This window comes from Dyella sp. GSA-30 (genome assembly GCF_027924605.1).
GTDB lineage: Bacteria > Pseudomonadota > Gammaproteobacteria > Xanthomonadales > Rhodanobacteraceae > GSA-30.
The window spans coordinates 1,455,650-1,471,089 of sequence record NZ_AP027042.1; the positions used below are offsets into that span (position 1 = coordinate 1,455,650).

General features: G+C 61.8%; 10 protein-coding genes. 1 reads left to right on the forward strand and 9 read right to left on the reverse strand.

Translation table 11 applies throughout. The annotated features are described in order from the left end of the window. Positions 1 to 81: 81 nt before the first annotated feature. The 5 genes from QMG46_RS06405 to QMG46_RS06425 all read right to left on the reverse strand — a co-directional run bounded on the left by QMG46_RS06405 (position 82) and on the right by QMG46_RS06425 (position 7,622). Positions 82 to 1,494 (reverse strand): coniferyl aldehyde dehydrogenase, encoded by a 1,413-nt coding sequence (locus tag QMG46_RS06405; RefSeq protein ID WP_281851659.1) that lies wholly within the window; start codon positions 1,492 to 1,494, stop codon positions 82 to 84. Between the two features lie 11 nt (positions 1,495 to 1,505). Beyond that, on the reverse strand, positions 1,506 to 3,965 hold the full coding sequence (locus QMG46_RS06410; protein ID WP_281851660.1) for a TonB-dependent receptor: 2,460 nt from the start codon (positions 3,963 to 3,965) through the stop codon (positions 1,506 to 1,508). Positions 3,966 to 4,023: 58 nt separating this feature from the next. Further along, positions 4,024 to 5,157: an SO2930 family diheme c-type cytochrome gene (locus QMG46_RS06415; protein ID WP_281851661.1), complete on the reverse strand. Its 1,134-nt coding sequence runs from the start codon at positions 5,155 to 5,157 to the stop codon at positions 4,024 to 4,026. A gap of 10 nt (positions 5,158 to 5,167) precedes the next feature. Then, positions 5,168 to 6,406 carry a parallel beta-helix domain-containing protein gene (locus tag QMG46_RS06420; RefSeq protein ID WP_281851662.1) on the reverse strand — a complete coding sequence of 413 codons (1,239 nt, stop codon included), beginning with the start codon at positions 6,404 to 6,406 and terminating at the stop codon, positions 5,168 to 5,170. Between the two features lie 145 nt (positions 6,407 to 6,551). Then, complete coding sequence (locus QMG46_RS06425) at positions 6,552 to 7,622, reverse strand: AraC family transcriptional regulator (RefSeq protein ID WP_281851663.1); 1,071 nt, start codon at positions 7,620 to 7,622, stop codon at positions 6,552 to 6,554. Between the two features lie 120 nt (positions 7,623 to 7,742). Between QMG46_RS06425 and QMG46_RS06430 the strand changes: the two genes are divergently transcribed. After that, positions 7,743 to 8,558 (forward strand): acid phosphatase, encoded by an 816-nt coding sequence (locus QMG46_RS06430; protein ID WP_281851664.1) that lies wholly within the window; start codon positions 7,743 to 7,745, stop codon positions 8,556 to 8,558. A 192-nt stretch (positions 8,559 to 8,750) separates the two neighbouring features. Here the strand turns inward: QMG46_RS06430 and QMG46_RS06435 are convergent, their stop codons facing one another. The 4 genes from QMG46_RS06435 to QMG46_RS06450 all read right to left on the reverse strand — a co-directional run bounded on the left by QMG46_RS06435 (position 8,751) and on the right by QMG46_RS06450 (position 15,193). Then, positions 8,751 to 9,323 (reverse strand): HutD/Ves family protein, encoded by a 573-nt coding sequence (locus QMG46_RS06435; protein ID WP_281851665.1) that lies wholly within the window; start codon positions 9,321 to 9,323, stop codon positions 8,751 to 8,753. Positions 9,324 to 9,325: 2 nt separating this feature from the next. Further along, positions 9,326 to 11,428, reverse strand: a complete 2,103-nt coding sequence (dinG, locus tag QMG46_RS06440; protein ID WP_281851666.1) for an ATP-dependent DNA helicase DinG — start codon at positions 11,426 to 11,428, stop codon at positions 9,326 to 9,328. 94 nt (positions 11,429 to 11,522) lie between these two features. Further along, positions 11,523 to 12,179: a DsbA family oxidoreductase gene (locus QMG46_RS06445; protein WP_281851667.1), complete on the reverse strand. Its 657-nt coding sequence runs from the start codon at positions 12,177 to 12,179 to the stop codon at positions 11,523 to 11,525. A gap of 101 nt (positions 12,180 to 12,280) precedes the next feature. Beyond that, complete coding sequence (locus tag QMG46_RS06450; protein WP_281851668.1) at positions 12,281 to 15,193, reverse strand: TonB-dependent receptor plug domain-containing protein; 2,913 nt, start codon at positions 15,191 to 15,193, stop codon at positions 12,281 to 12,283. Between the last annotated feature and the right edge of the window lie 247 nt (positions 15,194 to 15,440).

The following is a 15,440-nucleotide window of genomic DNA, read 5'->3' on the forward strand; positions in this document are numbered from 1 at the left end:
CGATCACAAAGCCACTGGGTTCCGGCCTGCGCCGGAATGACGAGTAGGAGAGGTTCCCGGAAGTCGCGATCGCCCACATGGTCACCCATGCTTGAACAACAACCCCAGCATCCGCTTGAACATCGCCCCATACGGCGGGTTCAACATGCCCACGCCATTGAAGCGTGCCTGACGAAACACCGGCTTCATATGCGAGAACGTGCGAAAGCCCGCTTCGCCGTGATATCCGCCCATGCCCGATTTGCCGACGCCACCGAAAGGCAGGCCGTGCTGCGCGATGTGATAAAGCGTGTCGTTGACGGTAACGCCACCGGCTTGCGTGCGCGACAACACACGATCGACCGTGGCGCGCTGGTCGTCGAACAGGTAGAGCGCTAGCGGATGCGCATGGCTGCCGATGTAGGCAATCACCTGATCGATCGAATCGTAGGGGAGTACGGGTAGCAGCGGCCCGAAGATTTCTTCCTTCATCACCGTCATGTTGTCATCGACGCCGGTGATCAACGTAGGTGGCAGAAAGCGTCGAGAAGCATCGCCAGTGGTATCCGCCAGACTTTGTGCCTTGGCCCCGGCGGCCACCGCATCGTCGCGAAGCCTGGCTAGCCGCTCGTAGTGCCGGTCGGTGGCGACACTCGCGTATTGGCCGCTGGCAGTGATATCCGGATACAGGCGGGCGACGGCGCGTTTGGCCGTGTCGACGAATTCGCCCATGCGCTCGCGCGGCACGAACACGTAATCGGGCGCAATGCAGGTCTGGCCGGCGTTGACCATCTTGCCGTACAGGATGCGCTCCACCGCATGCTCGAAGCGTGCGCCGGGGCCGATGATGGCTGGCGACTTGCCGCCCAGCTCCAGCGTTACCGGCGTCAGGTGCTGCGACGCTGCGCGCATCACGTGATGGCCGACCGCCGTGGAGCCGGTGAACAGCAGGTGGTCGAACGGAAGCGCGGAGAAGGCCTGCGCAACGTCCGCGTCGCCGGTAATCACGCTGACTTCGTCAGGCTGGAAATAGCTCGCCACTTTCTGTGCGAACAGCGCCGAGAAACGTGGCGTGAATTCGCTCATCTTGACCATCACGCGATTGCCCGCGGCGAGCGCATCGATCATCGGCCCGACGGCCAGATACAGCGGATAGTTCCACGGCACGATAATGCCTACGACGCCTTTGGGCTGCGGCATCAACGTCGTGCTGGCGGGCAGGAAGACCAGATCCGCCAGCCCTTTGCGAGATTTCATCCAGCGGCGACCATGACGCAGCGCGTGACGCAGGCCCGAGAGGCTGGGAAAGAGCTCCAGCAGATCGGTCTCTTCTTTTGGCCGGCAACCGAAGTCCTCCGAAATGGCGGCGGCGAACGCGTCGCGCTGTTCGCGCAGCAGCGCTTCGAGTTTGCGCAGGCGTGCGGCGCGCACCGACCATGCCGGGTTGGGATCCTTGACCTGTGCGTTACGCAACAGAAGCAGGGTTTGCTGCAAGTCGTTGGTCGGTGCGTTCATGGCTTAGGGCCCTAAAACTTTGCGCGTAGCTCGAGACCATACATGCGCGGCGGTGTGATGGATGCGAAGGGCGTGCCGAACACGGTGGTGCTGATGTTGTTCACGCCGGTGACGTAGCGATTATTGAACAGGTTGTTGGCGTACAGCGCCACACCCCAGCGGTCGCCAGGTGCATGCCAGTCCAGGCGGGCGTCCGTGCGCTGTTGCGACTGCCCGACCTGGAAATTCGGGCTGACCACGCATTCGCCTTGCAGCTGGGAGTCGGCGTTGCAGCGCTCGCGCCCACGATAGGCGTAATTGAGGTCGAATTCGAGTGCGCCGTGGGCGACGTGATCCCAGGTGTATGAAACGCCGGCGGTATAGGAAAAACGCGGCTCGCCGGTCGGCTGGCCATCCAGGTCGACGCCTGAAGGCGCGATCGCCTTGCGGTAGGTCGAGTCGATATAGGCGCCGGTGAAGTTGAAGCGTAGGGCATCGAGCGGCTGCCACTGGCCTTCGAGCTCCAGGCCCTTGGCTTCCTGGTTGGTGCTGCTGACCAGATAGCGCGGTACGCCCGAGCCGGCACTGTTCGGGTCGAGCGTGAGTGACTGCTCGTTGTCGTAGCGGTAGTAATACACCGAGGCGTTGAACAGCAGATTCTGCTCGGGAAAGATCGTCTTGATGCCGGCTTCGAAGTTGGTGACCTTTTCCGGTGCGAAGCGCGAACCGACCTGCACGCTGTTGAAGCCGCCGGCCTTGTAGCCCTTGGTCACCGAGAAATAGCCCATTGCATCGGGCGTGAACTTATAGTCGAACACCACGCGCGGGCTCCAGTTGTTCCACGTATTGCGGAACGTCACCGGCACACCGACCGCGTCGGTAAAGATCAGGTTGTTGTTGAAGGCGGCCAGGGCGCCCTGCGCTTCGGGCGGCAGCAGGTCGAGAATGCCCGCCTGTGCGAGCGCCTGCACGGTGGCATCGAACTCCGGCGCCTGGCGCGGCATGTTGTACCAGGAGAAGGTCTTCTGATCGCGCGTGTAGCGAATACCGGTGGTGATATCGAGCCGGTCGTCGATGTGCCAGATCACGTCGCCAAAGGCGGCATAGGCCTTGAAGTGGCCGACGTTGCTGATCGCTTCGTGCCACGGATCGCCGAGCAAGGTGTAGGGAAGACCAAACGATGCCAACGCATTGCTGATATCGGTCAACGGCGTGCCTACACCCATCACATTGTTAGCCAAGGTATCGATGCTGTCCGTATTGATATTGGTCTGGCTGGTCTGTCGCGCCTGCTCCTGGTAATAGCTGATGCCACCGACCCAATCGGCGATGCCGGTATTGCCGGAAAGCTTGAACTCCTGATACCAGCTGTTGTTGTGCTCGATATTGGTGGTGTCGAGATAACTGACGACGTGATTGGTGCCGTCGTAGTCGCCGCGGTTGAAGGTATTGAAACCGCGCCAGGCCGTGGTCGAAGTCAGGCTGCCCCAGGCAAAGGAATGGTCGATACTGAGCGTGACGCCATCGAAGCGCCGCGTCTCCGCGCCGCCGATGGCATCGTTGTAGAGCGGTGCATGCAGCGGATTGAGATAGGTCGCCGGATTCGGCGGGAACGGCGCACGCTCGTTGGTATCGTTCGACAGCGGCACCAGGCCGATCGCCGGTGCCGGCGGCTGATTGAGTTTTTCGTGATCCCAGGTGACCAGCACGCGCGTATCGGGCGTGACATTCCAGCGCCATGCCGCGCGTGTGCCCCAGTCGTCGTCCTTGCCGTAATGCTTGCCGGTGGCGGCATCCTTGATCCAGCCGTTGCTCTGGTTGTCGAGCACGCTGAAGCGCAACGCCATATCCTTGTTGATCGGGATATTGAGCAACGCATCGGCATAGCGCTTGCCGTAGTCACCGATACGCACACGCGCCTTACCCTCGAACTGATCGGTAGGCTCGTTGGTGATGATCGAGATCGCGCCGGCAGCGGCGTTGCGGCCAAATAGCGTGCCTTGCGGTCCTTTCAACACCTCGACGCGCTTGACGTCGTTAAAGGCGAGCAGGGCGCCACCGGAGCGTGCGGCATAGACGCCATCGACATAGACACCCACGGCCGATTCCGTGCCCACGCCGAAGTCGCTGGTCGAAATGCCGCGTAGCTGATAGCGCGCTTGCGTCGGCTGGTCCGCGTCGATCACCAGTCCGGGCACGAACAGCGCCATCTTGCTCAGGTCGGTCGCGGCCAGCGTATCGATCTGCTTGGACGTGATGATCTGCAGCGGGATCGGCACCGACTGCACTTCCTGCGAACGGCTTTGCGCGGTGACGGTGATATTGCCCAGCAGTTTCGCCTTGGCCGGATCGGCGTTGTCGTTCTGGCTGGTCGCTTGCGCATTCTGCGGTGCGGCCTCATCGGCAAGCGCGGGCTCGATACCGCAAAGCAGCACCGCGCCGCCAAGCAATTGGACCAGGCTGGTAGACAAAAGCGTCGGACGGATCGACATCACCGTTTCTCCCCTCGATGGTGAACCGCGTGGACGCGGCCCTGGTTGTTTTTGCCTTTCAGTGAATCGCCACGCATTCCCCTGGCTGCGCTGCGATCCACGCCCTGATCAGATTCACGCCTTCCTGGTGCACGGTGCTGCGTCCGATTTCCGGCATCATCTCGCCGGGATCCTTCGAGGCCATGCGATAGGCCAGGATGGAGTCGTCGGGCTTGCCAGGCACGATGTCGAACATGTGGTCGCCGGTGCCGCGACCGGCGGCGACCGGTGGCTTGCACAAGCCGATATGACGATCTTCGGCGGCGCTTACGTCCAGCGTCAGCGCGGTGGTATTGGCCGCACCTTTCGGGTTGTGGCAATGGCCGCAGTTGATATCGAGATAGGCGCGTGCACGTGCATCGAGCGGTGCGTGCGGGTCCATCCAGTTCGCATTGCGCGGCGCGTCGGCTGGCTTGGGCGCGCCGGTGAGATAACCCACCTTCACCAGGTGTTCCAGCTCGTTCTCGTCACCGTCGGCGTAGCGATAGTCACGATTGAGATGGCGGGCCTTCGGGCCGATCGGATGAATCTTGCGGGTCACCCAATCCTGCGCGTGGCAGCTCGAGCATTGGCTTTCGTCCGGCACGACGTAGTTGAAGTCTTCACGCGCCTGATCGCTCGCCACCAGCGTCAATGGAATCACCGCCCCAGTACGGGCGAGCTGCGCGTCGGTCTGCGCATCGTTCCATACATAGGGAATGGCAGCCCAACCCGATTCGCGTCGCACCAGGATGCGTGTTTCGATCAGGTGCACGCGCGCCATGTCGAGGCCTTCGCCGGCAAAGTCCTTGCTGCTGTCGTAGGTACGCGCTACTTCGCCGGGCTTGGCGCCTTTGGGGTAGTAGAAGGTCTTGCTGATGATCGTGCCGACCGGAAAGTCGAAAGTGTCGTTGGGGTCGTATGTTGCTGCCACGCCTTTGGGCATCCAGATCGTACGCAGCTTGTGCGCGTAATCGGTGAACAGCGGTGTGTTGAGGTCGTACGGCACCACGTCCTGGTTGAGCATCAGCTTGCCGTCACGCACCTCCACGACATGCCAGTCGCTCAAGTGTGGCGGACGGCCATCCGCCTGGAAGGCCACCGGGTCCATGCCCTGGTGGCAGCCGGCGACACACAGCACAAGCAACAACAGCACACAACGAACTACCGTCATCGACTCGACCTCACGCCTTCGGTGCCGGATCGAGCGCGACCGGCGGCAGCTTCGGCAGCGTGCACTGATAGGCTTTCGTATCGGTGATCGGATTCTTGTAGTCGTTCGGGCCGTCGGCATTGAGCACACCGTTGGCGCCCTGGATGCAGATGCGATCGCCATCGGGTGGCAGGCCGTTGACCAGCGTCTTGCTGTCGACGTAGCCATCCCACAACACGTCGGGGAACCGGCCGTTCATGCCGTAGACGGCGGTCTTGAGCACCTTCAGCTTCATGCCGTCGGGCGCGTCGCCGCCGTTCTTGAAGCGGTTGTCGTAGACGTAGATGCCCTTGGGATAGGGGTTGTAGTCGGCCGCCACGCCGCGTGTGTTGTAGTAATTGGTCGAAAAATAACTGGAGATGATCACGTTGGCGGTCTTGTGGTCGCCGATGTCGTTGTCGAAGATCTCGACCTTGTCGTTCGAATTGATTACCACGCCCGAGCCGCGCGGCACGCTGGCGACCGCCGCGCCCTTGGCGGCGAAGTTATCGGTGTTGTTGTCGAGCACCGTGTTCTTGTAGACGCGCGTACTGTGCCCTGCTTGCGACAGGTTGGGCATATTGAAGACCAGGATGCCGCCGGTATTCTTCGTCGCGGTATTGCCATAGACATCGGCATTGACCGAGTTTTCGATCTCGATACCGGCGACGTTCTGTTCGGCGCGGTTGTTGCGCACGACAATGTTGTTGGACTGCCCGACGTAGATGCCGGCGTCGGATGCGCCGATCACGGTGGAGTTTTCGATCAGCACGTTCTGCGTCTTGACCGGGTACAGGCCGTACGCACCGTTGGTGGTCTGCGGTCCGCCGGTCCATTCCACGCGCACACCGCGGATGGTGATGTTCTTGCCCTGGTTGATCTTCAGCGCATCGCCCTTGGTGTCTTCCAGGGCGAGATTCTCGATGGTGAAATCGTTGGCATTCACCAGCAGGCCTTCGGGACCGACCACCTGTCCCTTGAACGACAGCACGGTCTTGTCCATGCCGGCACCGCGAATGGTGATGCCATCGGTGCGCAGGCTGAGGCCGCGGTTCAAGTGATAGTGCCCGGCCGGGATATCGATCACGCTCCCAGGCTTGGCGTCGAGCAGCTGTTGCTGCAGCTTGGCCTGGAAGTCCTCGCTGGCCGAATCGGCCGTGCCCGAGGGCTGATTGCCGCCACACGCGGCCAGCGCCGCGGCAACCGCGACGGTCAATGTCCACTTGCGCATCGATGTACCTCCCCGTGCATCGCTGATGCGAATGCCGCGGCTTTCAGTGCGCGGCTCGAGCCATCACTGTTGCGCAATGCGCGTGCGTAGGGGAGGGCAAAACGGCCACCTCACGGGGGGCAAAGCGGCCAGCCTGCGGTACGCTTTACGCCACCGTGCGCTTGGCCTGCTGCGGCGACATGCCGGTCCAGCGCTTGAACGCGCGGCGGAACTCGCGCGGATCGCTGAAGCCGATCTCGGTGCCGATTTCCGCCACGCTCAATGCACCGCCCTGGAGCAATTCCAGGGCCCGTTCGGCACGCACGCGGTCGTGGATCTCGCGGAAGATGCGTCCACTTTCGGCCAGGCGCCGGCGCAGCGATCGCTCGCTCAGGTGCAAGGTCTGCGCGACTTCGATCAGGCGCGGATGCTGGTTCAGGCGGCTGCGCAACAGGCGCTCGACCGAGGTCACGATCTCGTCGTTGGCATCGCGGTTACGCAACTGCTGCGTGCACAGCGCCAACGATTGGCGCGCGGTCAGCGGGTTGTAGCCCGGCAGCGGAAACTCGAGCCACTTGGCGTCGACCAGGATGCGGTTGTGGGCACAGCCGAAGCGGACTTCGCACTGGAACACACGCTCATAGTCGGCGGCATTGGCCGGAGCGGCGTAGCTCAACTCCAGTCCCAGCGGCAGCAATTGCGGGCCGACCAGCTCGCGGGCAAACATCAGCGAACTGGAAAACAGCTCCTCGCTGAGGAATGGCAACAATTCGATTTCGCCGAAACGCGGCCACGCGCAAACCGCCACGGTATGGGCATCGACCACGGTAAAGTCCACATCCATCAGGCTGCCGCATAGCCGATGGTTTTCGATGCCTACGCGCATTGCATCGCCGAAGCTGCGCGAGGTCATCATCGCCAGTCCCAGCAAGCCGAAACTGCCGACGGTTTCTTCGCAGCCGATCACCAGTCCTAAACTGGGTTCGTTGAAAGCGGCTATTGCGCGCCGGACCAGCGTGCGTGCCTGCCGATAGGAAATGCGCAGGGAGGGATCGAACAGCTGCGTGCGCTGCAAGCCGAGACCGGCGAACCAGCTGTTGCAGTCGATGCCGAGACGACGCGCACGCTCGACCAGGTACACCGGCACGTTGGGCGAGATATCGGCAACGAGATAGCGCGGGTCGCTTTCGTCCAGCGCCCGATGCGACGGCGTGATGCTACGAATGGCCTGAGCCATACCTTCCTCCCGGCCAGTCCCCACTGGCGCGGCCATGTTCTATCACGCGCCGGTCGCCGGCGGTTGGCACGGCGCACCATCGGGTTATGCTTGGGCGCTTCGATCGATGGCGGCTGACGTATGCAAATCCAATCTTTTTCGCGGCATATCACGGTGTTGGCTGCTTTGCTGGCCTTGAGTGGCTGCGCGACTACGCCAACCCCGGCACCGATGGATGCCAAGGGCAAGCCGGTGGGATATCTCGCGCCCAGCGAGCTCCCGGACACCACCCGGATTCTCCCGGCTGCGCCGGTCAAGGGTTCGGCCCGGTACGAGGCGGACCGCCAGGTTTTCCTCGAAACCCGCAAGCTCGAGGGCACGCCGCGCTGGGTGCTGGCGACTGACGACGTCGATCTGTCGGTGCCGGCCATGCTCAAGCATTTCAGCTGTGCCATGGATGCCGATCTGCAGGCCGAGAAACTGCCGCGCCTGACTGCACTGCTGGAGCGTGCCGATCGCGATGCCGACGAAAGTACGCGTGCGCCGAAACAGGCCAACAAGCGGCTGCGTCCGTTTCTGATCGACGAAGGCAATATCTGCCAGCCGAAGGAACGCCTGGCCAAGAGCTATGACTATCCGTCGGGCCACACGACCTGGGGTTGGACCGCTGGTTTGATCATGGCGCAGCTGGCGCCCGACCGCGCCAGCGAGCTGGATCTGCGTGCACGCGCGTTTGCCGACAGCCGTGTGGTCTGCGGTGCACACAATCTCAGTGCGACGCAGGCGGGCGCAATCAACGGTGCGGTGGTGTTCAACGCGTTGCAGGCCGTGCCCGCGTATCGAGCAGACCTGGCTGCGGCACGGAGCGAGCTGGATGCGTATCGCAAGAGTGGGCCGAAGCCGGATGGGCAGAAGTGTGAGGCGGAGCGGGCGTTGATTGTGGCTGCGCCGTATTGAGAGGCCCTAAAACCCCTCACTCACCCTCTCGTCATTCCGGTGAAGGCCGGAATCCATTCCTCAACGTGATCGCTTGCCAAAGGTTGCCTGATGAGCATGGCCTGGGGGATAGATGACCAGCTCCGCTGTTGAAAAGCTCCTCCGGCCTTCGCCGGAATGACGGATAGGTGGGACAGGCGCGCGGCGCCCTCTTCACTTATCTTCGGGGACGCTTGTGGAGGCTGCAGTGACGGCAAGCACTACGTCGTCACTTGATAAGATCAGCACGGTATTACCGCTTGGAACCAACCAACTGTCGCCGATCGACAGAACACCATCAGGCGTAGCGCATTGACCTGCCGCGCAATAAAGCAAGACCACGTCGCGTTCGACAACATGCGAACCGCCACGCAGCACATCGATCCGCCCAGTCACCTTCCCCCGCCGCAACATCAGGTTGAAATCCCGCGTCGCGCCGTCGACCAGTTCCACCTCGACATCTGCCTCGCCAGGAAACGCGAAGGGTTCGAACGGCCCCGTCAGCGCATGACGCTGCTGCTTGTCGAGCGTCATGATGAAGCCTGCACCGCGCAGCAGCGCAATCTGCCGATCGATACCGGGAAAGCTCGAAAACGGCGCCGCGCTATCCACCTCGGCCACGCTGACGCGCCACAGAAACGCATCGCTACCAGCATCGGCCGGATAAACCGCCAACTGTCGCGTACGACCTTGGCCATTCTTCCAGGCCACACTCGGACAATCACGCTCGCGCAGAATGGACGACATCGCTACACGCGCTCGATCACGCGCTCGAACGGCGGCAACGCACGCAGCATGCGCTCGCCATAACGCTTCACCACCACGCGCCGATCCAGCAGCACGATGCGGCCGCGATCGGTTTCGGTGCGGATGAGGCGGCCGCAATACTGGGTCAGCAAACGCGTCGCTTCCGGTACCGTCACTTCGATAAACGGATTGCGTCCACGCGACTCCAGCCATTCGGCATAAGTGGCACCCACCGGGTCGGTGGGCACGGCGAAGGGCAACTGAGTAATGACGACCGTCTCGCAAAGCTTGCCGGGGAGATCGAGGCCTTCGCCAAACGAGGCCAGCCCAAACAAGGTGCTGCCCTTGCCGGCCTCGATATCGGCGATATGTTCGGCAACCAGCTGTGCCTTGCCGAGCGAGCCTTGCGCACGCACCTTGCGCACATATTCGATTGGCAGTTTCTGCAGCACCCGATCCAGTTTCACGCGCGAGGTGAAAAGCACCAGGTTGCCGGCATCCCAATCCAGGTTGTCGGCCAGCCAGTCGGTGATTTCCTGGGTATGTTCTTCGCGCGCATCCGGCAGCGAGCGCAATGCCGGTACTTCCAAACGCGCTTGCGCCGCCAGGTCGAACGGCGAGGGCAGGCTCAAGGTGACCGCATCGTTGGGCAGTCCCACCGCATCGGCAAAGCCACGGAAATTGCCGCCAGCGCTCAGCGTGGCCGAGGTCATGACCACGGCGCTGGCGTTGTCCCACAGAATGCTGCGCAGCAGCCCGCCGGCGGAGACCGACGAGGCATGGCAGATCAGCTGTTGGTCGACACTCATGGTGACCCAGCGCGCGAGCGGCGGCGAGCCTTCGCGATCGTCGCTCGACCACGCGCCCCAGGTACGCGCTTGGCGTTCGATGCGTTCCAGCGCCATGCCCAGCTCGCGCGAGATCGCTTCGTGCGTCGGGCCGCCTTCGGTCATTTCCAGGATCGTGCGGCGAACCGCGCCGATCCAGCGCTGCACTTCGCCGGTCAATAGCGACAGCATGCCTGCATGCGCCACCCACGACTCCGGGAGTTGCCCGAGCGAGCCGCGATACATCGGTTCGTCGTCGTCCGGCGATGGCAGCCAGGCGAGGCGGATGTCTTTCTCCAGCTCTTCCAGCGCGTCGCTCAGCGCCTGCAATTTTTCATCGCCGGCATCGAGCGACAGCTTGCCGATGACTTCCTTGTCCGCCAGCGAATAGGCCGCATGGATCTGCCGACCCAGCCGGCTCAACTGGCGTACGGCGATCTGCAGGTGCACATCGGCCGCACCGCGGTCGATCGCCTTGGCCGGCACATGATGGCCTTCGTCGAAGATATACAGCGTGTCGTCCGGCTTGGGCAGGATCACGCCGCCAAAGCCGTCTTCCTCGCGCGGCATGGTCAGGTCGGCCAGCACCAGATCCTGGTTCGCGACGATGATCTCGGCATCGGCCACCGCGCGGCGCGCAGCAAAAAACGGGCACACCATGAATTGTCCGCAGCGCCGGCCGGTGCAACCGCCGGCGCTGGTGGTGATCATCGGGCGGATAAAGTCACTGACCGGTTGCGGCGCGGTATCGATATCGCCGTTCCAGCTACCGTCGTCGTAAGCCGTACGCAGCTTGCTCAATGCCTGCTTGTCGCGTTCCTGCGGCGGCTTGGACCACAGCGCAAGATCGGCGTCGAAACCGGCCAGGCCCATCTGGCCGCTGTCGTTGACGCTGTTGGCGGCCATCAGCAGGTTGCGCGGACACAGGTAGCGTCCACGACCCTTGGCCAGCGCCACCTTGGATTCGATGCCGAGCAATTTCAGATACAGCGGGATATCGCGCTGTACCAACTGCTCCTGCAACGCGACCGTAGCCGTGGCGATCAGCAGCTTCTTTTTCTGCGCCCTGGCCACTTCCACGCCGGCAATCAGATAAGCCATCGATTTGCCGGTACCGGTCGGGGCCTCGATCACGGCGGCGCCCCCGGCTTCGGCCAGGGCCTTGGCGACCTCGGCGATCATCTTTCCCTGCGAAGCGCGCGCACGAAAGCCCGGCAACCCCTCTTTCAGGCGGGTATAGGCGGCGCGGATGGCTTCCTTGGTGTCGTCGGTCAGCATGGGGTCGGGCAGTGGGGCAGGTCGCGCGCCCCGTAAACCGACGCGCCGACCGGTCATTGTAGCCGGTCGGCGGTCCTGACCCGACAGAGATGGCTCAGGCGGTTTCCGCGGCGATCTTGCGCAGAGTCTGCTCGAACACTTCCGGCGGCTGGCCGCCCTGGATCAGATAGCGCTCGTTGATGATGATCGAGGGCACCGAATGGATGCCCTGCGACTGGTAGAACCGTTCCTTCTCGCGGACTTCGTCGGCATAGCGATTCTCGTCGAGCACCTGCCTGGCCTCTGCTTCGTCCAGGCCCACCGACGCGGCCGTACGCGCCAGCACATCACGCGCGCTCACATTCTCGCCCTGCGTGAAATACGCTTCGAGCAGCGCCTGCTTCAGGGCGGCCTGCTTGCCTTCCAGTTCGGCCCAGTGCAGCAACCGATGCGCATCGAAGGTGTTGTAGATGCGATCGCGCTTGTCCAGGTTGAAGGTAAAGCCCACCGCTGCACCGCGCTCGCGCAGCGCTTCCTGGTTCTGGGCGACCTGCGCCGGCGTGCTGCCGTACTTGTGCGCGATATGTTCAACGACGTTTTCGCCTTCGGGAACCATCTGCGGGTTCAGCTCGAACGGCTGGAAATGGATATCCGCGGTTATCTCACCGCCGAGCTTGTCCAGCGCAAGCTTTAACGAATTCAGGCCCACGGCGCACCAGGGGCAGACGACGTCGGAGACGTAGTCGATTTTGAGGGATTTGGCTTCGGACATGGCAGTGCTCGCACGATGGGCTCTGCCGAAAATATGGGCGAAATGATGGGTATCAATAGCGAGGAAGGCCGATGAACCGGCCCTCCTCGCCTGTGTACAACTTAAAACTTGTAGTTAAAGCCTGCGTAGTAAGCGCGGCCAATGGAGTCGTAAAGAGCGGACCCAAACCCTGTGCCAAACAGATTCACCGGTGGGTTGCGATCGAATACGTTCGTAATGCCGCCGTAGAGCTGCCAGCCGCCTTTGAAATCGTAGCTGGCACGAACGTCATTGAAGAATCCGGCGCCGGCGCGGATAGGCGTGGTTTGCGTCGGGTTGGAGCGGTAGCTTTCGTTGTCCACGCGAAGCATCGAGGTGAAATAACGCATGTTCCAGTTGAACACCCAGTCATGGACGCTGTAATTGGCGCTCAGTACGGCCTTCCATTTCGGATAGCCCAGTACGCCATTGTTCTGGTACACGATGTCCGGATTGTCCTGGAATGGACGCTGCGCATAGGAAATGACACGAGTGGCATCCAGGCGCCAGCGCATGCTGCCTGGCCCTATGCCGTGCGTGTAGTACGCGCCAAAATCGATGCCTGACGTGCTCAGCGACGAAATATTCTGATTCGTGGAACTGATGTACGTAAGTTCGTTGGTCGCCGGATCGCGCAATGCATTGCCGCAATAAACATTGCCGATGCCCCCTGGCGCATCCACGCATTGCTCGGCGGTTGCCTGGCCGCTGGGGGCGGAAATAGCGTTGTTGAGCCTGATGTTCCAGTAGTCGGCGGAAAAGCCGAGGCGGTCGATGAATGAAGGCGTCAGCACGATGCCGGCGGTCCAGGTGCGTCCGACTTCCGGCTTGAGATCCGGGTTGCTTCCCGATACGCCGTTGATCGTGGCGGAATTGGAAGAAACCCAGCCCGCCGGTATGCCAAGCGCCTGGCAGTTGGCTGCGCGCACGGCGGGGTTCGGACCATTCCTAAGCTGTGGCGCGGAGCAGGGATCGGTGATGCTGAAGAAGTTCTGCGTTTGTCCGCTGTAAAGCTCTCCGATGTTGGGCGCGCGCACCGCGCTGGACATGGTGCCACGCAAACGTACCGAATCGCTGATCGACCAATCCAGGCCCCAGCGCCAGGCTTTCGTGTGCCCGACGGTGCTGTAATCAGAGAAGCGCACGGCAGCGTCGAATGTCAGGTTCTGGGCAAACGGACGACCGGCAAGCAACGGCAGCGCGGTTTCGATGTAGCCTTCCTTGACGTCATAAGCGCCACCGGATGACGGAATCGCATTGAGAAAAGTCAGGCCCTGAACGTCAAGCGGGTCCGTATTCTGGCGGCTCGTCTCGCGGCGAAATTCCACGCCGGCCGCGATGCTTGCGGAGCCGGCATCTCCAGGCATCTGGAACAGGTTGTTGTTGACGATGCTGCCGCCACCGACAAACTGGGTCAGCTTCGACTTCGTGGTGGTAGTGGTGTTGAACCACTGGGCCGCTTGCGGGTTGATCGCGCCTGCACCGAAGATGCTGGTAGGCACGCAGCCTCCGCCGAGCGCAATGGGATTGAGCACGTCACCGGTATTGGGGTTGATGGAGTTGGGGTCGAGCGATGATCGGCAAACGATACTTCCGTTGGCGTCCCTGACCGCATCGATGGACGCGTAGAAGCGATCGTTGATGCGATTGTTGAGGTTATAGCGTGTTTCGCGCGTTTCGCCGTAATTGAGCGAAGCGTCGTACTGCCAGTCACCGGTGATGGTTCCGTTCGCGCCGATGACGGTACGGAAAGTATCGCGGGTCGTATCTTCCCCGCGGCGGCCGGCGTCGGTGTCGAATCGCGACACATTGATGCTGTCCAGGCCGTTGGCATCCATGAGTGCGGCAAGACTCGGTGAGATGAATGCATTGTCGCGGGTAATGACATATGCGCTACCGCCGCTGCCGAACGCCGGCTGGCGGTATGCCTTGACGTTCGCGTGGTTGTAGGTGCCCTCGAAATAGAGGTGTTGTTCGGGCGTGATGTCGAAGCCGCCAACGGCGCTTACCGTCGTGCGACCGAACTGCGGCTGCAGCAGTTGAACTTGATTGACATCCAGGCGGTCGCAGTCGGTGCATCGTCCGCTGGTGTCGTAAAGACCACCGAATCGCTGTTGGCGCACGCTTCCATCAGGGTTGAACACATAACGCTGATGGATGTCGGTGGCCCTGCCCAAAGAGAATGTGCCGCCTTCGGTAATACTGTAGCTGCCAGCGTTGGGATAAAGCACCGAATCGGTCGGGCCACCGGGTGTCTGTATCGTCGAATACGATTTATTGCCAAAACGGTCGCCGAATTCGAGCGAGCTTTGCTCACTATGTTCGACCGAAAAGGCAATATTGCCGCGGTTCTGAGCGAAGTTCATGCCGCCGGTCAGGGACACCAGGCCTTTGTTGAAGCCGCCATGCTCGGAGGTGCCGTACTGCACGTTGAGCTGGGCGCCGGTGTAGTCCTTCTTGAGGATGAAGTTCACCACGCCGGTGACCGCGTCGGCGCCATAGACCGCCGATGCGCCACCCGTGATGATTTCCACGCGTTCGATCCAGTTCGCGGGAATCATGTTCACGTCGACAGCCGTGCTGCCGGCGCTTCCTCCAATGAAGCGACGTCCATTGACCAGCACCAGGGTGCGGTCCGGTCCGAGGTTACGCAAATCTTGCAAGCTCAGTCCGGCCGTCCCGATGTATTGGGTCGAGTTGCCCATGGTGAAAGACGTAGCCAACTGCGGCAGCGTCGTGAGCACATCGCCGACATTCACTGCGCCAGTAGCTTTGATATCGGCTGCGGAAATGACGCTGACCGGCGTGGGCGACACGATATTCGGATTGGAGATGCGCGAGCCGGTGACGGTGATTGCCTGCAGCTCGGTCGTCTTCTTCGAATTTTCGCCATCACCTGCTGCCTCTTGCGCAAAGCCGGCGGTATTGCCCAGGGCTGCCATGCACGCGAAGGCCAGGACATTGCGGGTCTGGATACAGGCTCCAATGAGTTTCAACTTGTTCTCCCTAGAAAATGACACCAGACGCCAGATCTGGCTGACTGCATCGTCGATGTGCAGATGCTTGGCATTCGGATGCCAACGAAAACGATCGGGTGGTCAGTAGGCTGCTAACAGATCGTTAACGGAGAAATAGCTGAGAAATAGCGCAGGGAGCAATCGAATAAATCCGAAAAACCAGGCGGTACATTTATCGCGGGGAACTTACGGCGCCGTGCATAAAAAAACGCTGCCCAAGGGCAGC